This window comes from Streptomyces sp. NPDC057307 (assembly GCF_042667665.1).
Lineage (GTDB): Bacteria > Actinomycetota > Actinomycetes > Streptomycetales > Streptomycetaceae > Streptomyces.
In genome coordinates this window covers 19872-45829 of record NZ_JBHUZM010000034.1, presented here as the reverse complement: position 1 = coordinate 45829, position 25958 = coordinate 19872, and the positions used below count along the sequence as shown (strand labels likewise).

18 protein-coding genes and 2 pseudogenes are annotated in these 25958 nt (G+C 71.1%); 11 read left to right on the top strand and 9 right to left on the bottom strand.

Annotated elements, in window-relative coordinates:
- Positions 1 to 3 precede the first annotated feature (3 nt).
- The 6 genes and pseudogenes from ACFUN8_RS15545 to ACFUN8_RS15520 all read right to left on the bottom strand — a co-directional run.
- A pseudogene (locus ACFUN8_RS15545) lies at positions 4 to 1125 on the bottom strand (Gfo/Idh/MocA family protein); the annotation flags it as partial.
- On the bottom strand, positions 1122 to 2015 hold the full coding sequence (locus ACFUN8_RS15540; RefSeq protein ID WP_383636678.1) for a carbohydrate ABC transporter permease: 894 nt from the start codon (positions 2013 to 2015) through the stop codon (positions 1122 to 1124). The gene ACFUN8_RS15540 and the pseudogene ACFUN8_RS15545, both read right to left, overlap by 4 nt.
- 8 nt (positions 2016 to 2023) lie before the next feature.
- On the bottom strand, positions 2024 to 2971 hold the full coding sequence (locus ACFUN8_RS15535; RefSeq protein WP_383636675.1) for a carbohydrate ABC transporter permease: 948 nt from the start codon (positions 2969 to 2971) through the stop codon (positions 2024 to 2026).
- A 104-nt stretch (positions 2972 to 3075) separates the two neighbouring features.
- Positions 3076 to 4863: an L-arabinonate dehydratase gene (gene araD, locus ACFUN8_RS15530; RefSeq protein WP_383636625.1), complete on the bottom strand. Its 1788-nt coding sequence runs from the start codon at positions 4861 to 4863 to the stop codon at positions 3076 to 3078.
- A gap of 14 nt (positions 4864 to 4877) precedes the next feature.
- The gene (locus tag ACFUN8_RS15525; RefSeq protein ID WP_383636622.1) at positions 4878 to 5813 is read right to left on the bottom strand and encodes a dihydrodipicolinate synthase family protein; all 936 of its coding nucleotides are present in this window, start codon (positions 5811 to 5813) and stop codon (positions 4878 to 4880) included.
- Complete coding sequence (locus ACFUN8_RS15520) at positions 5810 to 6454, bottom strand: GntR family transcriptional regulator (RefSeq protein WP_383636619.1); 645 nt, start codon at positions 6452 to 6454, stop codon at positions 5810 to 5812. The genes ACFUN8_RS15525 and ACFUN8_RS15520 overlap by 4 nt, the downstream gene beginning before the upstream one ends.
- A 374-nt stretch (positions 6455 to 6828) precedes the next feature.
- Between ACFUN8_RS15520 and ACFUN8_RS15515 the strand changes: the two genes are divergently transcribed.
- The 10 genes and pseudogenes from ACFUN8_RS15515 (at position 6829) to ACFUN8_RS15470 (ending at position 22468) form a co-directional block, all read left to right on the top strand.
- On the top strand, positions 6829 to 7137 hold the full coding sequence (locus tag ACFUN8_RS15515; protein ID WP_383636616.1) for a MarR family transcriptional regulator: 309 nt from the start codon (positions 6829 to 6831) through the stop codon (positions 7135 to 7137).
- 520 nt (positions 7138 to 7657) lie between these two features.
- On the top strand, positions 7658 to 9049 hold the full coding sequence (locus tag ACFUN8_RS15510) for an acyltransferase domain-containing protein (RefSeq protein WP_383636613.1): 1392 nt from the start codon (positions 7658 to 7660) through the stop codon (positions 9047 to 9049).
- On the top strand, positions 9046 to 15186 hold the full coding sequence (locus ACFUN8_RS15505; protein ID WP_383636610.1) for an SDR family oxidoreductase: 6141 nt from the start codon (positions 9046 to 9048) through the stop codon (positions 15184 to 15186). The genes ACFUN8_RS15510 and ACFUN8_RS15505 overlap by 4 nt, the downstream gene beginning before the upstream one ends.
- A gap of 34 nt (positions 15187 to 15220) precedes the next feature.
- Positions 15221 to 16249: a 3-oxoacyl-[acyl-carrier-protein] synthase III C-terminal domain-containing protein gene (locus tag ACFUN8_RS15500; RefSeq protein WP_383636607.1), complete on the top strand. Its 1029-nt coding sequence runs from the start codon at positions 15221 to 15223 to the stop codon at positions 16247 to 16249.
- Entirely contained in the window at positions 16246 to 17706 is a 1461-nt protein-coding gene (locus ACFUN8_RS15495; RefSeq protein WP_383636604.1) for a cytochrome P450, read from the top strand. Before ACFUN8_RS15500 ends, ACFUN8_RS15495 begins: the two co-directional genes overlap by 4 nt.
- Positions 17707 to 17710: 4 nt before the next feature.
- Positions 17711 to 18817 carry a Rieske 2Fe-2S domain-containing protein gene (locus ACFUN8_RS15490; protein WP_383636601.1) on the top strand — a complete coding sequence of 369 codons (1107 nt, stop codon included), beginning with the start codon at positions 17711 to 17713 and terminating at the stop codon, positions 18815 to 18817.
- Between the two features lie 65 nt (positions 18818 to 18882).
- On the top strand, positions 18883 to 19773 hold the full coding sequence (locus ACFUN8_RS15485) for a 3-hydroxyacyl-CoA dehydrogenase family protein (protein WP_383636598.1): 891 nt from the start codon (positions 18883 to 18885) through the stop codon (positions 19771 to 19773).
- A pseudogene (locus ACFUN8_RS15480) lies at positions 19770 to 20069 on the top strand (acyl carrier protein); the annotation flags it as partial. The gene ACFUN8_RS15485 and the pseudogene ACFUN8_RS15480, both read left to right, overlap by 4 nt.
- A gap of 76 nt (positions 20070 to 20145) precedes the next feature.
- On the top strand, positions 20146 to 21252 hold the full coding sequence (locus tag ACFUN8_RS15475; protein ID WP_383636595.1) for an acyl-CoA dehydrogenase family protein: 1107 nt from the start codon (positions 20146 to 20148) through the stop codon (positions 21250 to 21252).
- A gap of 115 nt (positions 21253 to 21367) precedes the next feature.
- On the top strand, positions 21368 to 22468 hold the full coding sequence (locus ACFUN8_RS15470) for an HAD-IIIC family phosphatase (RefSeq protein WP_383636592.1): 1101 nt from the start codon (positions 21368 to 21370) through the stop codon (positions 22466 to 22468).
- Here ACFUN8_RS15470 and ACFUN8_RS15465 read toward each other — a convergent pair.
- From ACFUN8_RS15465 to ACFUN8_RS15455, 3 genes are all read right to left on the bottom strand, one after another.
- Positions 22446 to 23108, bottom strand: a complete 663-nt coding sequence (locus ACFUN8_RS15465; protein WP_383636589.1) for an O-methyltransferase — start codon at positions 23106 to 23108, stop codon at positions 22446 to 22448. The two genes, ACFUN8_RS15470 and ACFUN8_RS15465, sit on opposite strands and share 23 nt — an antisense overlap.
- A gap of 515 nt (positions 23109 to 23623) precedes the next feature.
- Entirely contained in the window at positions 23624 to 23806 is a 183-nt protein-coding gene (locus ACFUN8_RS15460; protein ID WP_383636586.1) for a hypothetical protein, read from the bottom strand.
- A gap of 121 nt (positions 23807 to 23927) precedes the next feature.
- Positions 23928 to 24812 (bottom strand): NAD(P)-dependent oxidoreductase, encoded by an 885-nt coding sequence (locus ACFUN8_RS15455; protein ID WP_383636583.1) that lies wholly within the window; start codon positions 24810 to 24812, stop codon positions 23928 to 23930.
- A 124-nt stretch (positions 24813 to 24936) separates the two neighbouring features.
- On the opposite strand from ACFUN8_RS15455, the gene ACFUN8_RS15450 reads away from it, so the two are divergent.
- Entirely contained in the window at positions 24937 to 25926 is a 990-nt protein-coding gene (locus ACFUN8_RS15450; protein WP_383636580.1) for a GlxA family transcriptional regulator, read from the top strand.
- Positions 25927 to 25958: the final 32 nt, after the last annotated feature.

Sequence of the window (25958 nt, the reverse complement as noted above, 5' to 3'; positions counted from 1 at the left end):
CACGGCCCAGCCGGCGCCCAGTTCCGAGAACGTGGCCAGGGTCTCGGCGCTCTCGGTGACCAGCGCGTCGATGCCCTTGACGATCCGGCGCGGCCCCGTCCCACCGGGCGCCTCGTACCAGGCGTCCGGGGGCAGCGGCGCGGGCGGCGGCGCCGTCCTGACGGCCTCCAGGATCCGCATGAACGCCCCGGTGCGGTGCGGCGGTACGAGAAGGTCCGTGCCCTCACGCAGATGCGCGAGCAGGTTCTCCAGCAGGTCCGTACGCCCGTACACCGTCTCGGCCGGCTCCCGGCCCTCGGCTTCCACGAGCACCCGGTCCTGCTTGTACCAGAAGGTGATGCGGCCCCGGGTGCCGTGGATGACGACGTACGGCTCCGCGTTCCGCTCCGCGCACAGCGTGACGGCGACCGTGATCCGGGTGGAGCCCGCCGTCGTCAGCCGCAGACAGCTCGTGTCGTCGGCCTCGATGTCGTTGGCCCGGAACTGCTCCAGCTCGATTCCGGTGACGGACTCGGCCAGGTCGCTGCCGTCGACACGCAGGGCTGTCGCGACCGCGTGCGCCAGCGGATTGGTGAGCACCCCGTCCATGACGTCCCGGCCGTCCAGGGAGCGCCGCCCGGCCCAGGGGACACGCCGGTAGTAGGCGTCGTCGCGTACCCATGCCCCGGCCGCCCCGATCCCGCGCGGCCGGCCGATCGCGCCGCTCCGGACCAACTCCCTTATCGGGCCCAGGGCATGGGACCCGAGCGACTGGAACCCGATCTGGCAGGCCGTGCCCTTCGAAGCCAGCCCGGTGAGCAGCCGCTCGTACTCCGCGTACGAGGTGGTGGTCGGCTTCTCCAGCAGGGTGTGCACCCCGTGGGCGGCGGCGGTGAGCGCGAGATCGGCGTGCGTGTGGATGGGGGTGCAGATGACGGCGACCGCCGCGCCCGTACGGTCCAGGAGTCCACCGAGATCGGCGGACTGCTCGGGGGCCTCGAAACCGGCCAGCTCCGCCGGGGACAGCGGGGTCAGCTCGCAGACGCCCACGAGCCGTACCAGACCCGCCTGTTCGAGCCGGTGGATGTTGCGCAGATGCGAGCGGCCGTGGCCGCGGGCCCCGGCGAGCACCACGGGCAGGCTCATCCCTTCACCGCCCCCGCGCTGAAGCCGGTGATCAGCCACTTCTGTATGAAGGCGAAGACGATGACGACCGGCACCGCCGAGATCACACCGCCGGCCGCCAGCGCGCCGAAGTCGACACTGTCCGCGCCGATCAGGGTGGAGAGGCCGACCGGGATCGTCTGCTTGTCCTGGTCCATCAGGAACATCAGGGCGAAGAGGAAATGGTTCCAGCTGTGGACGAAGGCGAAGGAACCGACGGCGATCAGACCCGGTCGCAGCATCGGCAGGACGACGATGCGAAACGCCTGGAGCCGTGAACAGCCGTCCACCCAGGCCGCCTCCTCCAGGGAGTACGGCACGTTCTTGATGAAGCCGCTGATCAGGATGATGGAGAGCGGCAGTTGGAAGACGGTCTCCGCGATGACCACGCTCAGCGGGGAGTTGATGAGCGAGAGGTTCTTGAAGATCTGGAACAGCGGCACCAGCATCAGCGCGCCCGGGATGAACTGCGAGCACAGCAGCGCCAGCATGAAGCCCTGCTTGATACGGAAGTTGAAGCGCGCCAGCGCGTAACCCCCGGCCAGCGCCACCCCCGTCGTACAGATCAGGGTGAACACGCCGATCAGCGCGCTGTTCTGGAAGAAGACGGAGAAGCTGCGGTCGTTCCAGACCTTCTCGAAGTGGTCGAAGGTCATCGGCCACGGCACCAGCGACGTGGAGCCGGCGGGCCGCAGCGAGAACAGCACCATCCAGTAGAAGGGGACGAGGGTGAAGAGGAGATACAGGCCGAGCGGCAGATAGATCTGCCACCGGGGCACCTCGTCGAAGGCGCGCTCGCGCCGCTTCCTCCTTACCGAGGGCGGCTTGCGGCTGCCGCCCGCGGACACCGGGGACGTGCCCTTCCCGGTCATGACCGCGGTCACTTGTGATCGCCTCCGAACTTGCTCAGGCGCAGATAGAGAATCGAGCAGAAGAGGAGGATCCCGAAGGCGACGGTCGTCAGCGCGGTGGCGTAGCCGAAGTCGTGTGCCTCGAACCCGGTGACCGCGACGTACAGCGGCAACGTGGTGGTCACGCCCGCCGGACCGCCCTCGGTGAGGGTGAGCAGCAGGTCGACGTTGTTGAACTCCCACACGGCGCGCAGCAGCGTGGAGAGGATGATCGCGTCCCGCAGATGGGGCAGCGTGATGTGGATGAACTGACGCAGCCTGCCCGCCCCGTCGACCGAGGCCGCCTCGTACAGATCCCCGGGGATGGACTGGAGATCGGCGAGGATGAGGATCGCGAAGAACGGCACCCCGCGCCAGAGTTCGGCCAGTACGGCGGCCCAGAAGACGGTGCCGGTGTCGGACAGCACGGACGAGCCGTAGGTGCCGATGCCCGCGTCGGCGAGATAACGGCCCACGCCCGTCGAGGGGTTGTAGAGCAGCAGCCAGATGGTGGTCGTGAGGACGCCGGACACGGCCCAGGGCGAGAAGACCAGCGCGCGGGCCGCTGCCCGGCCCACGAACGTCTGGTTGACGAGGAGCGCGAGGATCAGACCGAGGGCGAGCTGAAGTGTGACCTCGGTGAAGACCCACTTGCCGGAGAAGACGAGGCTGTCCCAGAACAGCGGGTCGTCGGTGAAGATCCGCCTGAAGTTGTCGAGGCCGGCGAAGCCGTTCCGCCAGGGCTTGGTGGCGTTGTAGTTCTGCAGGCTGTAGTAGAAGACGCTGAGCATCGGATAGGCGATGAAGCCCACCATCAGCAGTACGGCCGGGGCGATCAGCAGATACGGAAGCCGGCGCGGCGAGAGCCCCGTGCCTTTTCTGCGGGACCCCGGCTTCTTCGGAGCCCCTGGTGGGGCGCCTGACGAGTCCTGCGCCACAGCTGAGGCCATGACCGGTTCTCCGTTCCTTCGGTGAAGTCCTTCGGTGAAAGCGGGTGTGCGTGCCGGCCGCGGTGCGCGTTCCGGCCGTGCCGACGCGTGTGTCAGCTCACGTACGGATCGGGTACGTCTCCGGGCCGGGCCAGGAAGGCGAAGTCGCAGCCGGTGTCGGCCTGGGTGATCTGGTCCTGGTAGAGGGCGCCGTAGCCGCGCTGGTAACGGGCGGGCGGCGGCGTCCAGTCGGCCCGCCGGTTCGTCAACTCCTCGTCGCTCACGTGGAGATGGAGGCTGCGCGCCTCGACGTCGAGGGTGATGAGGTCGCCGGTGCGGACGAGGGCGAGGGGCCCGCCGACGTACGACTCGGGCGCGATGTGCAGCACGCACGCGCCGTAACTGGTGCCGCTCATACGGGCGTCGGAGAGCCGGACCATGTCCCGTACGCCCCGCTTGAGCAGATAGTCGGGCAGGGGGAGCATGCCGTACTCGGGCATACCGGGGCCGCCCTTGGGGCCGGAGCCCCGCAGGACCAGCACATGGTCCGGGGTGAGGGCGAGCGCCGGGTCGTTGATGGTGCTCTGGAGCTGTCGGTAGTCGTCGAAGACGACGGCGGGTCCGGTGTGGCGCAGCAGATGGGGTTCGGCGGCGATGTGCTTGATGACGGCGCCGTCCGGGCAGAGGTTGCCGTGCAGCACGGCGACGCCGCCCTCGTCGGCGAGCGGGTTGTCACGGGTGCGGATGACGTCGTCGTTGTGGACGAGGGCGCCGTGGAGCTGTTCGCGCAGGGTGTCGTGCGCGACCGTGGGGCGGTCCAGATGCAGGACGTCGGTGAGCCGGGACAGGAAGCCGGGCAGTCCGCCGGCGAAGTGGAAGTCCTCCATCAGATACGCGCCGCCGGGACGGAGGTTGGCGAGTACGGGCACGGTGCGGGCGACCCGGTCGAAGTCGTCGAGGGTGAGGGTGATGCCGGAGCGGCCGGCCATCGCGATGAGGTGGATGACGGCGTTGGTGGAGCCGCCGAGCGCCAGGACGGTGGCGACGGCGTCCTCGTACGCGTCGGCGGTGAGGATCTTCGAGAGCGTGAGCCCGCGCCGCACGAGGTCCACGATCCGCCGTCCGGACTCGGCCGCCATCCGTTCGTGTCCGGAGTCGACGGCCGGGATCGAAGAGGCTCCGGGGACCGTGACGCCCAGCGCCTCGGCGGCGGCCGTCAGGGTCGACGCGGTGCCCATGGTCATGCAGTGGCCGGGGGAGCGGGCGAGGCCGTTCTCCAGTTCGGCCAGTTCGCAGTCGCCGATCAGCCCGGCGCGTTTGTCGTCCCAGTACTTCCACATGTCGGTGCCGGAGCCGAGGACAACGTTTCGCCAGTGTCCGGGGAGCATCGGCCCGGCCGGCAGGAAGACGGTGGGCAGGTCCACGGACGCGGCGCCCATCAGCAGCGCCGGTGTGGTCTTGTCGCACCCGCCCATCAGGACGGCGCCGTCGACGGGGTAGGAGCGGAGCAACTCCTCGGTCTCCATCGCGAGCATGTTGCGGTAGAGCATCGGGGTCGGCTTCTGGAACGTCTCGGAGAGCGTCGACACCGGGAACTCCAGCGGGAATCCGCCGGCCTGCCACACGCCGCGCTTGACGGCCTGGGCGCGTTCGCGCAGGTGGACGTGGCAGGGGTTGATGTCGGACCAGGTGTTGAGGATCGCGATGACCGGCTTGCCGAGGTGTTCCTCGGGGAGGTAGCCGAGCTGGCGGGTGCGGGCCCGGTGGCTGAAGGAGCGCAGCCCGTCCGTGCCGTACCACTGGTGGCTGCGCAGGTCCTCGGGGGCGACCGGGCCGGGGCCGGGGCTGGTGGCGGGGCCGGTGGCGGTGGCGTCGGTGGTGGTCGCTTCGGGTGTCGTCATGTCCGCCGGCCCGCTCATGTCGGCCAGCCCGCGATCAGGGCGGCGACCTCGGCGCGTACCGGCTCGGGCAGTACCCGGCTCGGCGGGCGCACGTCGCGCCGGCAGAGGCCGAGCGCCGCGAGCGCCTCCTTGACGACGGTCACGTTGTCGGCGGACTGCCGTGCCGCGCGCAGGTCCTCGAAGGGCCGGATCCGCTCGAAGACCTTCATGGCGGTGTCGTAGTCCCCGGCGCGAAGCGCCTCCAGCATGCCCAGCGAGACGGCCGGGGCGACATTGACGAGCCCCGAGGTGAAGCCCGTGGCGCCGCCCGCGAAGTACGAGGGCGCGTACAGCTCGGCGAGTCCCGCCACCCAGACGAACCGCTCCAGACCCGCGTCCCGGGCGAAGGCCGCGAAGCGCGCGGCGTCCGGGACGGCGTACTTCGCGCCGATGACGTTGGGGCACAGCCGCCCCAGCTCCGCGAGGCTCTCGCCGGGCAGCCGCGGATCACGGATGTACGGCACGACGCCCAGCTCCGGCACCGCCTCGGCGACGGCGCGGTGGTAGTCGATCCAGCCGTCCTGCGAGACATACGGATGCACCGGCTGATGGACCATCACCATCGCGGCGCCGGCGTCCCGGGCGTGCTCGGCGGCGGCCACGGCGGTCGGCACCTCCAGGCCGACGCCGACCAGGATCGCGGCCTGTCCGGCCGCCTCGTCGATCGTCAGCTCGGTGACCGTACGGCGCTCGTCGGGGCTGAGCGCGTAGTACTCACCGGTGTTGCCGTTCGGCGTGAGCGTGCGCACCCCGCCGTCGATCAGCCGGCGCAGCAGGGCCCGGTGCGCCTCGGTGTCGATGGTGCCGTCGTCGGCGAAGGGCGTGACGGGGATCGCGACGACATCGGCGAGCGCGTCCCGCGACGCGTCGAGACCGGGGCCGGTCGTACGAGCGGGCGGACGGCTCGTCATATGCGGTCTCCCTCGGGGAACGCCCGCCGTACGAAGGAGGCGATGTGGTCGTGCAGGGCGAGTGCGGCGCCGGCGGCGTCACCGGCCAGCGCGAGGCGCAGGATCTCCCGGTGCTCGTCGGCCTCCCGCGCCCAGGACGGATCGGCGGCCCAGGCGACGGTCGAGACGAGCGCGGCCTGGTCGCGTACCTCGTCGAGCATCCGGGTCAGCATCGGGTTGCCGCAGGAGAGATACAGCTCGCGGTGGAACTCCCGGTTGGCGAGGGACCGTTCCGCCCGGTCCACCGCCTCGTCGGCCCTGAGCAGGGCGTCGCGGGCGGCGTCCAGCGAGGCGTGCCGGGCGAGGGAGCGCCGTAGCGCCTCCGGCTCCAGCAACAGCCGTACGTCGTACACCTCGTGGGCCATGGCCGCGTCGACGGTGCGCACGGTGACCCCTTTGAACTGGCTCATCACGACGAGGCCGGTACCGGCGAGGGTCTTGAGTGCTTCTCGGACCGGAGTCTTCGACACCCCGAACCGCGCGGCCAGTTCGGTCTCGACCAGGGCCTGACCGGGGCTGAGACCACCGGTCAGGATGCCGTGTTTGATCGCTTCCAGAACGAACTGGGTGCGGGAGGGAATCGGACTCGGAGCGAAGGCCATGGGCGCTCTCACATCTCGCGTATCACGTCTCATATATGACGTACGAAGTACGACGCGATGAAGCTAGGACCGCGCACTTGTTTCGTCAATGCATCGCGCAGAAGTTCTTCCGCGAGGGGTGGGCGCTCCAGTGGTCGGCGCCGAAGTGGCTGTCGGTCACGGAGTGTTCCACCCCTGGTGGAGGGTGGCGTCGGCTTATACCGGAGTGGTGCGTTTTGGTCCAGGCTGCCTGATGCGACATATGCCGTTCGGTTACAGCCAGTTGATGATGTCGCTGGTTGAGGTGTACGCGGGGGAGGCAGGGCCCGTGTGTGGCGGCGCGCGGGCGGACCGGCCGCGGCCCTCCATGGGCGGCGACGGGCCCGGCAGAGGACATGGAGCAAGGTGTGTGCGGCGGTTACCGGGCGAAGCGGTCGGACACGGCGGGAAGGCAGGCGCTCGCGGCGCTACTGGGCACCACCCGTGCGGAGGTGCTCCTGCATGTCGCGGCCGATCCGACCGCGACGGCGACCGATCTCGTACACCGGCTGGGTGTCTCGGCGGCCACGGTCTCCCATCACGCGTCGGTGCTGCGCCGGTCGGGACTGATCACCACGCACCGCACCGGCGGCAGCGTCCATCACGCGCTCACCCCGCTGGGGTGCGGTGTTCTGGACGCCCACGGCATGGGGCGGCCCCTCTGAAACACGCAGACAGGCGCACTTAACACGCGGACAGGCGCATTTCGCGCGGCCTGAATCCGCCCGGCGGGCCGTTCGGGCGCTGGAATGCCTGAGCGAGTTCATACAGGCTCGCGGATAATTTTCGGGGGCGTGCGCCGCCGCCTTGTTCTGGTATTTCGAGCGCTCTTTTCGAGCAGAACCGAAAAGCTTGTCAGGTCGTTCCGTGCGGGAACACACTATGGGCGTTCGGCGATACGGATCGCGGAAGTCCGGCCATTTCTATGGGTAGTTCGGGGTTCTGACCAGCGCCGGGTGACAGGAGCGCAATTTCCGTCCGGCGTCGCGTCATGAAGACGCGTCACGAAAGGAGGGTGGCCGCCTCTACCAGCGAACCCGTTCAGCAGGGATAACTCTGCTCGGAGTCACGCATTTACAGGAAACGCGCCGTCGTGGCGTTTCAGGGACCCGCTGAGCCGATGCGACATCGCCGGCAATCGGGCCGGAGATGAGGGTGATGAACGTGGTGGATTCTGTCTTTGTCATGCCCGGTACGGTTGCTGCCCCGCGCGGGGGCCTCCTGCGCGATCTGCACAACCGTTACGAGACCGTACGTGAGGCGCTGTCCCGCATCGACAAGGCGGCCCGCGACATGGGGCTGCCCAACATCAGTACCCGGCTCGTCGAGCACAACGGGACGAGCGACCGGCGCGGCCCCGAGGTGCAGTATCTGGAGATCTTCGCGGTCAGTATCGCGACGCACCACATGCTGATCGCCGAGGGCGCCGAGCCCGTCGCGATCGTCGGGCAGAGCATCGGGGAGTTGTGGGCCCTGGCCGCCGCCGGGCATCTGTCGGTGGAGGACGCCGCGCGCCTGGCCGTGGCCCGGTCCGAGGTACTGACCCGCCAGAGCTGGAACGGCAAGATGCTCGCGGTCGGGGTGGACGGACGCCGCGCGGAGTCGCTCGCCGGCCTGATGGACCATCCCGATCTGGTGCTGGCCTGTGAGAACGCCCCTCGGCAGAGCGTCATCAGCGGCCCCAGACAACTCATCGAACACGTGGAGCGGGTGGCCGACTCGCTCGGCTGGCCGAGCCTTCCCCTGGACGTCCCGCACCCGACCCACACCCCGGCGATGGCGCGGGCCGCGCGCGATCTGCGGGCGACCGCGCCACGGGTTCCGTACGGCTCCGGGCGCTGGCGCGTGTGCTCACCCTGGCTGGGGCGGGATGTCGGTGACGACGACCCGGTCGACCTGGTCGCCGGAGCGCTCACCGCCCGGGTCCGGATGCTGCACACGATCCGTCAGCTGCATGCGGCGGGCGCCGACGCCTTTGTGGAGTGCGGGGAGTGGGCCGTCGTCACCAAGTTCGTCGAGGCGTCGATCCCGGGCGTGCGGTGTGTCGTCCCGCTGAGCGAGAGCGACCCCGTCGAGGTCGTCCGGGCACTGGTCGCCGAGTCCGCCGGCGCCGCCGACGGCGCCCCGTTCCGGCCACGTCCGCCGGCGACGCCGAGCAACGGACGCGGCCCCGTCGTGCGGGTGACCCTGCCCGCGCCGGCCGGACCGGTCGAGCCCGCCCCGTCGCCTGCCCCGTCAGCCCCCTCCGCCTCGTCGGCTCCGTCCGCCGTGGCCACCGTCGCCCCGGCGGTCACCTCGTCGGCGTCCGACGGGTTGGAGTACGAGACGGTGCTGGCCGAGTTGCAGACGCTCTACGGCGATTTCCTGGGCTATCCACCGGACCTGCTCGGTGAGGACGACGGCCTGGAGTCCGAACTGGGCGTCGAGTCGCTGAAACAGGTGGTGCTGCTCGGGCGGGTGTCCGACCAGTTCGACCTGCCGGAACTGCGGTCGAACTCCTCGCTGCTGTCCGTCGGCACGCTGCGCCGGATCGCGGAATCCGTCGTGGCGGGCCGGGCGGAGGCTGCCGGGCGATGACCTCCGACAATCTGCGGGGCCGGGTCGCGCTCGTGACCGGGGCCGCGAAGAGCCTCGGCGCGGACATCGTCCGCCGTCTGGCGCGGGGCGGTGCCCATGTGATCGTCAACTACTTCCACTCGGTCGACCAGGCGAAGCTGCTGCGGGCCGAGCTGGAAGAAGCCGGGCACAGCTGCGAGTTCATCCGCGCGTCGGTGGCCAAGACCAGCGAGATCGACCGGATGTTCGACGAGATCCAGGAGCGGCACGGCGGCCTGGACATTCTGATCAACAACGCCGCGGGCGGGGCGTTCCTGCCTCTGTTCGACGTGGACGACACCTACTGGCAGCGGGCGTGGTCCACCAATGTGATGGGTGCCTACCACTGTTCGCGCCGTGCGGCCGAGCTGATGGCGGGACGCGAGGGCGCGAGCATCCTCTGCCTGTCCAGCGTCGGGGCGCACCAGCCGGTGCCCGGATACGGCCCCGGCGGGGTCACCAAGGCGGCCATGGAGTCGCTGGTCCGCTACCTCGCGCTCGAACTGGTCGACCAGGGCACCCGGGTCAACACGGTGCTGCTGGGCTCCGTCGCCAGCGAGATCGTCGTCAATCTGGACGACCCGGCGGCGGCGCTCGGTGACCCGGTCAGGGCCGGCGAACTCATGCGCCGTACCCTCTCGACGCCGGACGCGGCCAAGTTGGTCGTCCATCTCCTGCACGAGGACACCGGCTTCATCACCGGACAGACCATCGTCGCCGACGGCGGCATCGGCATCGGCGGAATGCAGGGCCTGCGGCTGAACAGCAGGCTGGCGGACCAGGTGAGCACACCCGCCCGGCGCCGGCCGGCCCCGGCGGCGGAGGCGACGACACCGCCCGAGCCGGCCCGGCCCGCCCCCGACCGACCGGCACCCACCCAACTGCCCCCGCCCGCAACGGCGCAGACACCGGCGGCGACTCGTACCGCGACCCAGGCGTCGGACCGACCGCCGGACCCGGACCCGGACCAGGCCCCCGATCACGACCCAGGAGCCGTCGCCGTCGTCGGGCTCGGCCTGGCCCTGCCCGGCGCCAACAACACCTCCGAGTTCTGGGACCGCCTGCGGGAGGGCGTCCTGCTCTCCAGCGAGCCGTCCGCCTTCGACCTGAAGCACTTCTGGGCCCCCACCCGTGCCGAGACCGACGCCTTCTACGTCCGCGAGGCCGGCTATCTCCACGACTTCGTCCCCGACCCCGCCTCCCTCACCGAACCGGACGGCAACATCGGCCACCCCGGGTGGCCGCGGACCACCCGCTGGCTGCGGCACTGCGCCGTCCAGGCCCTGGCGGGCGTACGCCGCGACCCGGCGGACCGGTGGCTCGCCGCGACCACCGGCATCCACGACCAGACGGGACTCGGCACCCAGGGCGTCGTGCTCGGTGACGAATACCGCCGCATGGTGCGCGAGGCGATCCCCGCCGGCCAGGACGGCGACTGGCTGGCCGAGTTGGCCGACCACGCCATCAGCGCGCACTACGGCGGCGACGGCGGCGACCCGAAGGCGTACCTCCCCGCGTCCGTCTCCCGGAACGCGCTGCGCGGGCTGATCCCCGCCGAGTCGCAGCATCTGACCCTCGACGCGGCCTGCGCCAGCGGACTGTTCGCCATCGACGCGGCGGTCAAGGCCCTGCGCGACGGCTCCTGCGACGTGGCGATGGCCGCCGGTACGTCGGTGATCGAGCCGATCGGGTTCACCCTCTTCTGCCGGGCCCAGGGCATCTCGATGAGCGGCAAGGTACGCCCCTTCGACCGCGCCGCCGACGGGACCCTGATCGGTGAGGGCGCGATCGTACTCACCCTCAAGACCTACGCGCGGGCCGTGGCGGACGGCGACCGGGTGCTCGGTGTCATCCGGGGCACCGGTCTCGCCGCCGACGGCCGGGGCAAGGGCATCCACGCCCCGGCCACGCGCGGACAGGAGCTGGCCATCTCCCGGGCCTGGGCCGACGCCGGCGTCGCGGCCGCCGACGTGGACTGGGTCGTCGCGCACGGCACCGGCACACCGGTGGGCGACGAGATCGAACTGCGCTCGCTGCTCTCCCGGTTGGGGCCCCGCGAGCGGGCGTGCCTCATCACGTCGAACAAGCAGGTCTTCGGGCACACCGGTGTGCTGGCGGGCCTGGTCTCGGTCGCGCACGCGCTGGTCGCCCTCGAACGCGGGGCGGTCCCCGGCCAGCCCGTCGTCACCGATCCGCACCCCCTGCTGGGTGACGGCGAGCGTCTGACCGTGCCCGTCAAGGACGCGCCCTGGCCGACGGACGACACACGGCCGCGAGTCGTCGGAGTGTCGTCCTTCGGCCTCGGCGGGGCGGACGCGCACGTGGTCCTGTCCGACCGAGTGTCACCCGCAGCCCCCACGCGGAGGCTGGGCCGTGACGTGGCCACCGACACGGAGGACCTGGTCGTCGTGGGCTGGAACACCCATCTGCCCGGTCTGGACGCCGCCCGCGTACCGGCCTGGCTCGGTGGTGACGGTCCGCTCCCGGAGTCCGGCTTCGGTACGCCGTACCCGCTGCCGTCCCCACGGGACGTACGCATCCCGCCACTGACGATGCGTCATATGGACGCCGCGCACCTGATGATGCTGCAAGCCCTCGGCCCGCTGCTGGAGCAACTCGGCGAGCCGGGCACCAGCCTGCGGCCCACCACTGCGGTCATGGTCGGATCGACGCTGCCGACCACGCACAACACCCAGGCGGCGCTGCGGGTGCACGCCCGCGAGTGCGCCACCACCTTCGACATCCTGCCCGACCCGGCGCAGGCGCGGACGCTGAAGGAGTATCTGGAGAAGGGGATGGCGGAGGCCAAGGGAGTGATCCCCGGCGACCTCAACGAGGACGACTTCACCGGCGCGGTCTCCTGCATCCTGTCGGGCCGCGCCGCCAACTACTACGACTTCCAGGCCATGGGGGCCAGCCTCTACTCCCAGCGGGACTCCGCGCACACCGCCGTCGACCTGGCCCTGCGGCAGCTCCGGCACCGGGCCTGCGACCTCGCCCTCGTCGGAGCCGTATGCCTGCGGCCGATCAGCGGCTGGGACCGCCACCTCGACGGACTGGTGCCGGAGGGCCGGTCCATCGCGGAAGGCGCCGCCGTCCTGGCGGTCACCCGGCGCTCCACCGCGCGGGAGCACGGCCTGCCCGTCCTGGGCACGCTCTCCACCGCGATCGAGGGCGCCGACTCCCCGTACCCGGCCACGCCCGCGCACGACCTGCCCGTCCTGGCCGGCGCCGGACACACCTATCTGTCGCTGGACGCCCTGCTGGCGGTCGTCAAGGGCGTCGTCACGGGCACGGACACCGTCGTGACGCCCGCCGCGGCCGGATCACCGCTGATCCGGTTCACCCGGCCGGACGGCCCGTCCGACCACGGCCGGGCGGGGGAGTCGGCGGCGGCTGTACGTACGGAACCGGCGCCGGCCGCCCGTACCGAGCCGGTGCCCAGCACCCTCGACCGCCCCGGCCCGGCGCACGCCGACGCCGACTCCGACGCACACGCCGACTCCGATGCCGGTTCCAACTCCGAATCCGACTCCGAGGACTTCACCGGCCGCCGGCAGACCTTCCGTCTCGTCCCGACACCCCCACCGCCGGGAGGAGGCCCGGACACGCCGCCGATCCCACCGGGCACCGTCGTCCTCACCGACGCGCCGGATCTCGCCGCGGCGGTCACCGGCCCGGACGTCGCCGTCTGGTCACCGCGCCCGGGCGTCACGGCCGCCGGCCACGTTCCGCCCGAGGAGGCGGCCGGCGCCCTGGCCGAACTGCCGTTCGTCCCACGCCACATCAGGGTCCTGACCCGGCTGCCCGCCCACGACGAGGTGGACGACGACGCCGAGGCCACCCGGCTGGAAGATCTCCAGGACCTCACCTTCACCACACTCCAGGCGGCGCTGCCCGCGCTGCGCACCGGCGGCACACTCGGCGCGCTCCTGCTCGGCGCCGTACCGGACGACCTGCCGCCCCCACTGAGCGGCCTGTTCACCGGACTCGTCCGCTCCGTACGCGCCGAAGTCCCGCAGTGCGGCGGGGTGATCCTGCTCAGCGACACGGCGGACGCCGCGACCGCCCTCGACCAACTCGCCCTGGCGGGCACCGCCCGGGTGCCGACGCACACGCTCGTCCGCCGCGCGGACGACTGGCTGACCCTGGCCGTCGTCGACGACCCCGCGGTGCCGCTTCCGGCGGGGAAACCCACCCTGCCGCCCGGCGCGGTCGTCGTCGCCTTCGGCGGCGCCCGGGGGATCACCCCCGAACTCCTCCACGCCGTCGCCGAGACCAGCGACCGGCCGCATGTGTACGTCATCGGCCGCACCCCGCTGCCGGAATCCGGCGACGCGCTGCCCCCGCAGGCCGAGTTCATCGCCGCCGAACGCCGCAGCCGCCCCGGCGCGTCGCTGGGCGAGCTGCGGGCCGCCTATGTGCGGGCCGAGGCACGCCTGGAGGCGCACCGTACGGTGCGACGGCTGGCGGACCTGTGCGGTCCGGGCCGGGTCCACCACCGCGTGTGCGACATCCTCGACGCCGACCGGACCGCCGCCGTACTCGACGAGGTCCTCGACCGCCACGGGCAGATCGACCTGCTCATCAACACCGTCCTCGACCTGCGGTCGCGGGCGCTGCACGCCAAGACCCTCACCGATTTCCGGGCGGTCCGGGCCACCAAGGCGACCGGCTACCGCAATCTCAGACGCGCCCTCGCCGGCCGGACCCCCCGTATCTGGTGCAACTTCAGCACCCTGGCCACACTCGCCCCCGCGCCCGGAGACATCGACTACTGCGCCGTCAACGAGTACCTGGCGTACGCGAGCGCCCGGGCCCAGCGGGACGCACCGAAGGGCCATCACGAGATGGCGATCCTGTGGAGCGGCTGGCGGGAGGTCGGGGTCGCCAGCAGCGTCAGCATGCGGGAGACCCTGAAACGCAACCGGATGGACGCCTACATCAGCACCGCGCAAGGACGCGCGCAGTTCCTCTCCGCCGTGACCCGGCCACCGGCCGGCGGGGTGGCGTTCTTCATCCGGGAACAGGAACGCGTTCTGCTGGCCCGACGCGGGATCACCACCCACGATTCAGGCAACCCACGCAACCCAGGCCATACAGGCAATTCGGCCGACGCCGACCAAGCCGACCTGCGGATCCCCGCCCCCGACGCCCCGCCGCCCGCCCCGCCGGATCCGGCGCTGACCACTCCGCTGCTCGACGGTGCCCAGTACCGCGGCAGGAACTGGGCGGTGTTCACCAAGACCTGGGACCCGGCCACCCTGGCCGAGCGGGACGGGCGGTGGATGCGCCACCACCGGGTCAACGGCGAGTACACCCTGCCCGGCACCTTCACCCTTGAGGCGGCCGCCGCCGCGGCCGCGACCCTCTGCCCCGACCTCGTCGTCACCGGCTTCCGCGGTCTCTCCTGCCGGACGTCGATCACGGTCAGGCTCGCCGGGCCGCTTCGTACCGTCGCCGTGGAGGCCCGGGTCACGAGCCGCGAGCGCGGCCGCACCGAGGTCGCCGTCAGGATGACGGCGCACCGGATCGGCAAGAACGACAAGGTGCTGCGCTTCAACGATCTGCTGTGCGAGACGACGGTCGTACTGGCGGACCGCTACCCCGTGCTCGCGCCGCCGCCCGACTCCTCGTCCTACGAACCCGAACCCGATTTCGCGATGCCGGTCTACTCGCCCGACCCGCCGATCTCGCTCACCGGCCCGTTCGCCGGCACCAGCGACTACGCGCGCGGGCCGGACGGGAACAGCGCCCGCTTCAGCCTGGACCACGAGGCATGGGCCCCGGCACTGGCCGGGATGACCGTACCGACGATCCTGCTGGACGCGATGGTGCACCTGTTGCTGCTGCCGCCGCGCGGCGACAGCCCGCCCCTGGTGGGCCCGATGGCCGGCCTCGACGAGGTCGATCTCAGCGGGCCGGGCAACGACTGCCTGCTCAGTGCCGAGAACCCGGCCATCCGGCTGCACTGCGACTACGCCACCGGCGACCTGACCGCCACGACCGGTGACGGCCGGGTGCTGGCCCGGATCACCGGGGTCACCGCCCACCCCCTGGACCACAGCGGGGAGTTGATCAGGCCACGTCCCCGTATTCCTCAGTCGCCCGTTTCGTGACAGCCAAGGATTCGAGACAGCCAAGGAGACAGCAGTGTTGTGGCAGGACATCACGATCGCCGGGACCGGCGCGTGGGTACCCCCCATCAGACCCGAGCACACACCGCGCGGTGGGCCGGGCAACGGGCAGCCCTCCGCCTTGGCGCTCAACGGATTCACCTCGGCCGCCGTCTCGACCGACCACACGGCGACGCAGATGGCGGCGCGGGCCGGACTCAAGGCGCTGCGCCACGCGGACGTCGCCAGTGCCGACCTGAGTCTGCTCGTGCACGCCGGCTTCCAGGACGTGGACCACTACACGCCCGCGGCCTATCTGACGCGGGTGCTCGGGGGAAAGGACACCGCCGGGATCGAGATCGGTGCCGCCAGTGACGGCGGGGGCGTCGCACTCGTCGCCGCGGCCGAACACCTCACCGCCCGGCCGGCCGCGAAAGCGACGCTGGTCACCACCGGTGTCCGGTTCCCCGAGGAACGGTGGGGCTACTCACGGGAGTTGGGCTACGTCGCCGGTGACGCCGGCGCCGCCGCCGTACTCACACGAGGGACGGGCTTGGCCCGCCTGGTGGCGACCGCCCAGGTCTCCGAGCCGCAGTTGGAGGGGCAGACCCGGGCCAGGGTGGGGTACACCGGGGCCGCCCGGCGGTTCCCCGTCGAGGAGACCGGCTTCATGCCCCATATCGACGTGCTGCGACGGGCCACCCACCGCTGTGTCGAGAGCGTCCTCGACGAGGCCGACGTGAAACCGGCGGACATCTCGCACGTGGTGCCCATCGCGATCGGGTCGGTCGTGCTCGACCTGCTGCTCACCGGCTCACGGCTCGGCCTCCGGGCCGACGACACCAGTTGGACGTACGGCCGCCACCTCGGCCACGCCGGGCCGTCCGACGTCCTGCTCGCCCTCGACCGGACCTTCCGCTCCGGCACCCTACGGGCCGGACAGCGCGTCCTCGTCGTGAGTTTCGGAGTCGGCTTCCGCTGGACCACCGCACTGTTCGAAGTCACCCGCGATCCCGTCACCGCGGCACCGGCCGGTCACTCACCCACAGAAGGAAGTCGTCCATGACAGACACGAGCACGGCGACCGTCGCGTCGATCCCGCTGGCACCGCGGGCCCTGCCGCTGCTGGGCCACGCGCTGCCCCTGCTGCGCGACCCGCTGGCGTTCATCATGTCCCTGTCCGAGTACCGCAAGATGGTCCGCGTCCGGCTGGGCCCGAGCACCGCCGTGATGATCTGCGATCCCGCCCTGACCCGGCAGGTGTTCCTCAACGACCGCGTCTTCGACAAGGGCGGCCCGATCTACGACCGGATCAGCGAGGTCATCGGCGACGGCCTGTCCACCTGCTCGTACAGCCTGCACCGGCGGCAACGGCGGCTGTGCCAGCCGTCGTTCCACCCCACCCGCCTCGCGGGGTACGGGGCGGTGTTCGCACGGGCGGCCGAGCTGAAGGCGGGATCCTGGCGCGACGGCGACGTCGTCGACATCACCCAGGAAATGATGACGCTGACGACGCGGGCCACCATGGAGACGATGTTCAGCGGCTCGCTGCCTACCGAGACCATGCGACAGTCCCTGGCCGACACCGCCACCATCGTGAGCGCGTTCTTCCGGCGGATGATGACGCCGGCCCTGCTGCGCCAGTTGCCGACGCGGCAGAAGCGGCGGTACGACGAAGCCCGCAGTCGGCTGGCGGCCACCATCGCGGAGATCGTCGCCGAGCGGCGGGCCGATCCCACCGACCGGGCCGATCTGCTCTCCGCGCTGGTCGCGGCGGTCGACGAGGAGAGCGAGGGAGGTCAGAAGCAGCTCAACGACGACGAACTGGCCGACGAAGCCCTCACGTTCTTCCTCGGCGGCATGGAGACCACGGCCATCACCCTGGCCTGGGCACTGCACCTGCTCGCCACGAACCCCGACATCCAGAGCCGGCTCCAGGCCGAGACCGACGACGTCCTGGCGGCGGGACGGCTGGAGGCCGAGCACCTGCCCTCGCTCGACCTGGCCGCCCGGGTGGTGACCGAGACGCTACGGCTCTATCCGCCCGCCTGGATGATGACGCGCGCGGTCAGACAGGACACCGAACTGGGCGGGGTACGGCTCAAGGGCGGCAGCACCATCGTGCTCAGCCCGTACCTCCTGCACCGCAGGCCCGACCTCTACACCGATCCCGACCGGTTCGACCCCGACCGCTGGATCGGCGCCCAGCCCGACCGGGCCACCTACATCCCCTTCGGCGCCGGCGCGCGCAAGTGCATCGGGGACCAATTCGCCCTCACCGAGGCGATCCTGGCCCTCACCGCCATCGTCGCCCGCTGGGAGCTGACCCCCGTCGGCGACGAGCCGTTCAAGCCCAAGGTGGAGACCAGTCTGAGTTCGCGCGGGCTGACCCTGCGGCTCAGTGAGCGCCGCATGGGCGGCGCGGGCACCGCCGTGCTCCGCGCGGCATCGCCGCGGTCCGTATCCGCCAAGTCATCCACGCAGCCGGGCGGCGCCACCTGCCCGGTGACGCACCAGGAGTGATGCCATGAAGCCTCACCTGAAGCCGCTGGTGAAGCGCCTTCTCGACTCGCGGAAGGCCGATCTGTTCGGCGCGACCCCGGCCGACGCCCTGCACGCTCCCTCCCGTCCGTACCCGAACGGGTGGTTCTGCCTGGCCTTCGGCGACGAGCTGAGGCGCGGAACCGTCATCACCCGTCCGCTCGCGGGCGCGGAGGTCGTCCTCTACCGGACGGCCAAAGGCGTGCTGCGGGCCGTCCGGCCGCGGTGCCCGCACCTGGGAGCGCATCTCGGGGTCGGCGGATCGGTCGAGGGCGAGGAGATCGTCTGCCCCTTCCACCGCTTCGCGTTCGACCCGGACGGCGTCTGCGTACGTACGGGCTACGACAAGGCACCGCCGAAGGCGTCCCTGACGCAGTACCCGGTGTGCGAGGCCAACGGCGGGATCTACGTGTGGTGGCACGCCCTCGGCCTGCCCCCCGAGTGGGAGGTCCCGGCCCTGCCGCTGGACGACCGGCAGCCGTTCAGCCACGACACCTTCGACATCGCGGGGCACCCGCAGGACGTCATCGAGAACGCGTTCGACTGGGGTCATCTGCCGGCGCTGCACGGTCTGAAGGACCTCGTCATCGACGGCCCACCGGTGACCGGGCAACCGGTCAGCACCGTCACCGCGACCGCCCGCGGCACCGTCATGCGCGGGTCCCGCCAGTCGTACACCCTCACGGTGATCGGACTGGCCACCATCGCGGCCCGCACGGTCCTGCCGCGAGGCGCGGGCAGCCTGTACGTGATGCTCCACGCGACCCCGACCAGCCCGGGGCGCATCCAGCTCCGGTTCGGCACGAAGCTGGAGCTGACCGGCGTCCCCGGCCTGCCGGCGAAGGCCGGGCGCGCGGCGGCGATGCCCGCCGCGCGGCTGCTCAGCACGGTCCTCCAGCGGGTGGCGAGCGTCGACACCGGCGCCGACCTGCTGATGTGGCACCACCAGGAGCATGTCGAGCACCCGAAGCTCGCCAAGGGCGACGGCCCCATCGGCCGCTACCGGCAGTGGGCGCAGCAGTTCTACACCGAACCCGCGGGCGGCCTCGTGGCACGGCCTCCCCGGACCGAGGCACGCAGTTCGGAGGAGTGACCGTCGGCCGCGACGGCCCGGCCCGGCCCGGAGGCCGGCCGGGCCGGGATCGAAAGGGAGGGGACATGGCAGCGGAGAACGGTACGCCCGGCGCCGGGCGGCGACTGGCGGTGCTCGGCGCGGGAGTGATGGGATCGGGCATCGCCGCGCTGGCGGTCGGGCACGGAGTCGCGGTGTCGTTGATCGACCTGGACCGGCGTCGGCTGGCCGAGGCCCCGACGCGGATCGGCCACCAGCTGCGGACGGCCCGGCTGTTGGGCGCGCTGCCGGACGGGGCCGTCCCCGGCGCCCTCGTCACCGGCCTGTCGCTCGCCGACCTGGTGACGGCCGCCGCGCCACCCACCGCGGTGATCGAGGCGGTCACCGAGGACCCCGACGCCAAGGCGAAGGTCCTCGCGGACGTCTGCGCACTGGTCGCGCCGGGTACCCCGATCATCTCGAACACGTCGGCGATCCCCATCGACGAACTGGCCGGGGCGATGGCACGGCCGGTCGATCTGATCGGCACCCACTTCATGAATCCGCCCTATTTGATCCGGACGGTCGAGGTCATCCGGGGCACGCACACCGGCGAGGCCACCCTGGACGCGCTGCGGGCCCTGCTCGCCGCGCTGCGCAGGCAGTCGATCGTGGTCGACGACGCGCCGGGTTTCGTCACCAGCCGGCTCCTGCACCCCATGATCAACGACGCGGTACGGGTGGTCGCGGCGGGCACCGCGAACGCCGAGTCGGTCGATCTGCTCATGCAGGGCTGCCTGGGCCACCCGACGGGCCCGCTGCGTACCGCCGACCTCATCGGCCTGGACAACCTGGTCGATTCGCTGTGGGTGCTGCACAGCAGAACCGGCGACGACGGCTGCCGCCCCTGCGATCTGCTGCTGGAGATGGTGCGGGCCGGTCATCTCGGCCGCAAGAGCGGGCGCGGCTTCTACGAGTACGAGGGAGAACAGGCATGACCACGTCATCCGACCGACAGGTTCCGGAACCCATCGGCGGCTCCGGCACCGTCCAGGAGGACCTGCTGACGTTCCTGGCGAAACGGACGGGCAAGATCTGGGCGACCGACGCGGACGTCTTCGGTTCCGGCGGGCTGTCCTCCCTCTTCGCCATGGAGCTGGTGGTGCACCTGGAGAGGACGTACGGCATCGCCGTCCGCGGCGCCGACCTGCGGGTGGAGAACTTCCGCACCGTGCTGCGGATGGCGGCGCTGGTCGAACGGCTGGGGCAGCCGGCGTCCGGTGGTCCCGGTGGTCCCGGTGGTCCCGGTGGTCCCGGTGGTCCCGGTGGTCCCGGTGGTCCCGGCGGTTCTGGTGGCTCCGGTGGCTCCGGTGCGTGAAGCCGTCGCCGCGGCGGTCGCCGCGGTCACCGAACTGGTCGGCGACCAGGCGGCCGACTGGGACCGGTCGGGTCGGCTGCCCGAGGACGTGGTGCGCAAGCTCGGCGCGGCCGGGCAGTTGACCGCCCAGATCCCCTCGGCGTACGGCGGACCCGGCTGGAGCAGCGCGGACAGCGGCGAGTTCACCGCCCATGTCGGCAGTCTGTGCAGCTCGCTGCGGAGCGTCATGACCTCGGGCGGCATGGCCGCGTGGACCGTCGAACGGCTCGGCGACCCGGCACAGGCGGCGGAACTGCTGCCTCGGCTGGCCTCCGGCGACACGGCGGCCGTGGCCTTCAGCGAACCGCGGGCGGGCAGCGACCTGTCGGCCATCGAGACCACCGTCACGGTCGACGGCGACTCCCTGGTGCTCACCGGCCGTAAGAAGTGGGTGACCGCCGCCGAGTACGCCGATCTCCTCCTGGTCGTCGCACGGATGGGCGAGGAGGGCGCCGTGGTGGTGGTGCCCCGCACGGCCCCGGGGGTACGGCTGCGACGGGTGGCCGATCCGCTGGGCTGCCGGGCGGCCGGGCACGCGGATCTCCGGCTCGACGAGGTGCGGTTGCCGCTCGGCAGTCTGCTGGGCGGCGGACGGCAGCCGCTGTCCCTGCTGGTGACGACGGCCCTGGCGTACGGCCGTATCTCCGTCGCCTGGGGGTGCGTCGGGATTCTGCGGGCCTGCGTGGCGGCGGCCGTCGAACACGCCGTATCCCGGCACCAGTTCGGCCGGCCGCTCGCTCAACACCAGCTCGTCGCACGGCACTTGGCCGACCTGTGGACCGCCGAGCAGGTCGCCACCCGGGCCTGCGAGCACGCCAGCCGCAGCTGGGACGAGAACGCCGCCGACCTGGGCGCCGCCATCGTGCTGGCGAAGTACGTCAGCGCCGGCAACGCGGCCAGGGGCGCGGCCGCCGCGGTACAGGTGCTCGCGTCGGCCGGGGCGCGGGACGGCCATGTCGTCGCGCGGGCGTACCGCGACGCCAAACTCATGGAGATCATCGAGGGCAGCAACGAGGTGTGCCAGCTGATCCTGGCCGACCACGCGCTCAGCGGGCGGTGACCGTCAGGGCGTCGGACCATCGGGCCGCTAGGGCCTGTCTTCAAAGTAGCGCCGTCCGCCCGCAGGCCAGGCGGGACTTTGAAGACAGGGCCTACGTCGACACAAGGAGATGAACATGGGCGACACCACCCCGACGGTCCCGCCCACGACCGTTAAGTGCCTGGTCTGGGACCTCGACAACACGCTCTGGCACGGCACGTTGCTGGAGGACGAGAACGTCGACCTCCCCGCGGCGATCCGCGAGGTGATCGTCGGCCTGGACGCGCGAGGCGTACTCCAGTCGGTGTCCAGCCGCAACGACCACGACCTTGCCTGGGCCCAGTTGGCGGCGCTCGGCGTCGCCGACTACTTCGTCGTGCCGGAGATCGGCTGGGGGCGCAAGTCGGACGCCGTACGCCGGATCGCCGAGCGGCTGGGCTTCGCTCCCGGCACCATCGCGTTCATCGACGACCAGCCGGCCGAGCGGGCCGAGGTCGCCTTCCATCTGCCGGACGTGCGCTGCTACCCGGCGGAGGACGCCAAGACGCTGCTCGACCTGCCCGAGTTCAGCCCGAGGTCGGTGACGGTCGACGCGCGTCAGCGCCGGAAGATGTACCAGGCCGGCTTCCGGCGTACGGCCGAGCAGACCCGGTTCACCGGCTCGGACGAGGACTTCCTCCGCTCGCTGGACATGGTGATGGGCATCGGGCGGGCCACGGAGGACGACCTGTCGCGAGTCGAGGAACTGACCCTGCGCACCAGCCAGATGAACGCGACCGGGGTGCACTACCCGGACGAATCACTGCGCGCGCTCCTTGCCCACCCCGGCCACGAGGTCCTGGTCACCACGCTCACCGACCGCTTCGGATCGCACGGCGCCGTGGGCGTGCTGCTGCTGGAGAAGCACCCGAATGCGTGGCACCTCAAGTTGCTCGCGACCTCGTGCCGGGTGGTGGCCTACGGCGCCGGCACGATCATCCTGAACTGGCTGGCCGACCAGGCCGCCCGCGCCGGTGTCCATCTGCTGGCGGACTTCCGCCCCACCGACCGCAACCGGATGATGGAGGTCGCCTACCGGTTCGCCGGCTTCGACGACCGGCCCTGCGACTGCCGGGGCCCGCTCTCGGGGAGTACCGGCGAGGACGTCCAACTGCTGCACCTGCTCGCCACGCGACGCGACGCCCCCACGACGGTCCGGCTCATCGCTCCGGACCTCACCTCCGGCGGACCAGCGTGATGCCGTCGGCCATCGGGAGCATGGAGACGTCGACCCGCCGGTCGTCCCGGATCATCGCGTTGACCTCACGAACACCGACGGTGTCCGCGTCGTCGGCGGCGGGGTCGATGACCCGTCCGAAGAAGAGCGTGTTGTCCACGACCACCAATCCGCCCGGCTTTACGAGCCGTAGAGCCAGCTCGTAATACCGCGGATAATTCGCTTTGTCGGCATCGATGAAAACGAGACCGAAACTGTTCGATAAACCGTCGCTGAGCATGTGCTCAAGAGTTTCCGTCGCCACTCCGACACGAACGTCGATCCGCTCCGAAACACCGGCCCGCCGCCAATAGTCGGCACCGATGTCGGGCCACCGTTCAGTGATGTCACAGGTGACCAGTTTCCCGTGCGCCGGAAGCGCGCGAGCCATGCACAGCGTGCTGTAGCCGGTGAAGGTGCCGATCTCCAGCACATCCGTGACCCCGGTCGCCGCCACCAGAAACGCGAGGAACTGACCCTCCTCGGCCATCACCTGCATCGCTTCTCCACCGGGGAGATCCGCTGTCAACCGGCGCAGCTCGCGCAGAATGTCATCTTCCCTGAGCGAGAACTCCCGCACATAGGCGAGAAGTTCCGTTCCGGCCGCGATCTGATTCGCCATACGGAAAATGGTAAGTGAGCTTCCAACGAGATTCAATAACGCGTTGTCGCGCCGGAGCGCGGGCCAGCCTGGAATCCGTACCCGGCTCGTGGACGGGCCGTCCCGGTCGGCCCACGAAGCGGCGTGCGGCGAGGACGGCGACACGTTCCGGACCGGGACTCGCTACATGTATGCGCCCCGCAACCACGCATTCAGGTGTTTTCGGCGTGGTTCTCTCGGCATTCGGCGTCCGTGATCTTCAGACTGGCAGCAGCTCAGTCCGAGTTCCTGAAGAGAAAGGCAGCTCCATGCGCCGTCGGATCGCCACTGTCCTGGTCGGGGCCTTCGCCCTCGTCACCGCCCTTGCCGCCCCCGCCTCCGCCATCGGCATCGACCTCGGTGGCGGCCTCACCCTCTGAGACCGATCGGCGTGATCCGGCCCGTCACTGACACGACGCACGAGCGCTCGGACGGGCGCGGCTTTCACCGAAACACGAGGCCCGGCTGGGGCGCCCCAGCCGGGCTTTTCGCGCTCGCTACAGCAGTTGCTGCAGGTCGAGGTTGTTGATCAGAGGGCCCTCGATCGTGAGCCCGTCCTTGAGGAGGGACTCAGCGGAGGGGGGCACCGGGGAGGGGTTGGCTGCTGCCTGGGCCGGGACGGCGTACGCGGCGGCCAGGGCGGCCGTCGCGCATACGAGGGCGGCGAGGCGAAGGCGCATCGCTGGCTCCTTTCAGGGGACGAGGTGGATCGCGGTGATCAACGCCGGATCCGCTCATCGGTCACTGAACACTCCGCCGCCTGGCTGACGGGCCGTCAAGCGGCCGCCGTCGGTGCCACGGTCAGCTGGTGGCCGCCGGGTTCCTCAGGACCTCGATGACACTCGCGTAGCTGTCGGAGCCGTGGCCCGCCGCCCGGGTCCGTTCCATGGTGGCCTTGAGGAGTTCGGGCAGAGCGTTGTCGATGCCGCGGTCCGCCGAGGCGTGCAGAAGATGGTCGATGGCCGCGATCTGTACGTCGACGGTGGCGTCGTCGCCCGGATAGTGGCCGGCGTCGACCTGCGCGGCGTAGGTGGTCAGGAAACCGGCCACGGCGCTCAGCCAGCGGATCGCGACGGGGGTGAAGGCCGTGGCCTCCGTCTTCTCCGCGCCGACCAGTGCGGTGCCGTGCAGCCAGCCGGTCATGGCGGACCACATCAGGCCGAGCAGCGCGGCGTCGTAGAGGGACGCCAGGCCCGGGTCGGTGCTCAGGTGTATGGGGTCGCCCAGGGACGCCAGGGTCGGACGGTGGGCTTCGAAGACGCTGTGCGACCCGCTGTAGAGGAACATCATCTCGGGGCTGCCGACCCCCGGCGGGGTGGTCATGATCGCGCCGTCGAGATAGTCGGCACCGTGCGAGCGGGCCCATACCTCGGCTTCGCGGGCCTGCTCCGGTGAACCGGAGGTCAGATTGACCACGGCCTTGCCCGCCAAGGAGCCCGCGGCGGGGTCGAGGGCGACGTGCAGCGCCTCGTGGTCCAGTACGCAAACGATGATCAGCGGGCTCGCCGCGACCGCCTCCTCGGGCGTCGCGGCCACCCGGGCACCCCGGTCGGCCAGCGGCCGCGCTTTGTGCGCCGAACGGTTCCACACGGTGGTCGTGTGGCCCCGTTCCAGCAGTACGGTGGCCAGCGCCGAACCCATCGAGCCCAGTCCGACGACGGTCACGGCCGAACGATCGAAATCCATGCCCCAACTCCCTGTCTGTCCGCACGTGGTTGATCACGTACGCACCACGCTCGCAGCACGCGACGACCGGGAACAGTGACACCGGTGACGGCGACCACCAAATTGCTGCCATACGCTGACCGGCATGAACGCTGGTTCTGTCGCCGTGGTCGTGACCGAGGGAATCGGCGTCCCCTCCTGGAGCCTGTACGAACTGAGCATCCCCTGCACCGTCTTCGGAAAGCCGCAGCCCGACCTGGCGGACCCCTGGTACGACCTGCGACTGTGCGCCACCCAGGAGCCCGGTCCGGACACTCCGGCGAACGGCACCGGACTGTCCCTGAACACCCGATACAGCCTCTCCGACATCGTCGGCGCCGACACGGTCATCGTGCCCTCGGTGCCCGACGCCTGCGTCGACGAGGCCGAACCGGTGGCTCCGGAACTGATCACGGCTCTGCGCCTCGCCCACGACGCCGGCGCCCGCATGGTCTCCCTGTGCACCGGCGCCTTCGCACTCGCCGAGGCGGGCATTCTCGACGGCCGCCGCGCCACGGCCCACTGGATGCACACGGCCCAACTGGCCGCGCGCTACCCGAAGGTGCGCGTCGACGACTCGGTGTTGTACGTGGACGACGGCGATGTGCTCACCAGCGCCGGACTGACCGCCGGACTCGACCTCTGCCTCCATCTCGTACGCCGCGACCTCGGCCCGCATGTCGCCAACCAGCTTGCCCGCCGGATGGTGGTACCCGCCCACCGCCCCGGCGGCCAGGCCCAGTTCATCGACCTGCCCGTGCCCGCCACCGACGACCGGGGCCTGGAGCCCGTACTCGACTGGGCCCGGGAACACCTCGACCGACCGCTGACGGTCGAGGACCTGGCGCAGCGGGCCACGGTCAGCCCGCGCACCTTCTACCGGCGACTCCAGGCGGCCACCGGGACGACTCCGCTGCAGTGGCTCCTCAACCAGCGGCTGCGACGGGCCCAGAGCCTGCTGGAATCGACCGACCTGCCGATCGCCAGGATCGGGGAACTGAGCGGCCTCGGCACGGCGAACAATCTCCGTCACCACTTCCTCAAGCAACTCGGGGTGTCGCCGAGCGACTACCGCCGGGCCTTCCCTCGGGCGTAGCGGGCCACGACACGCGGAACTCGGGCCGCCCG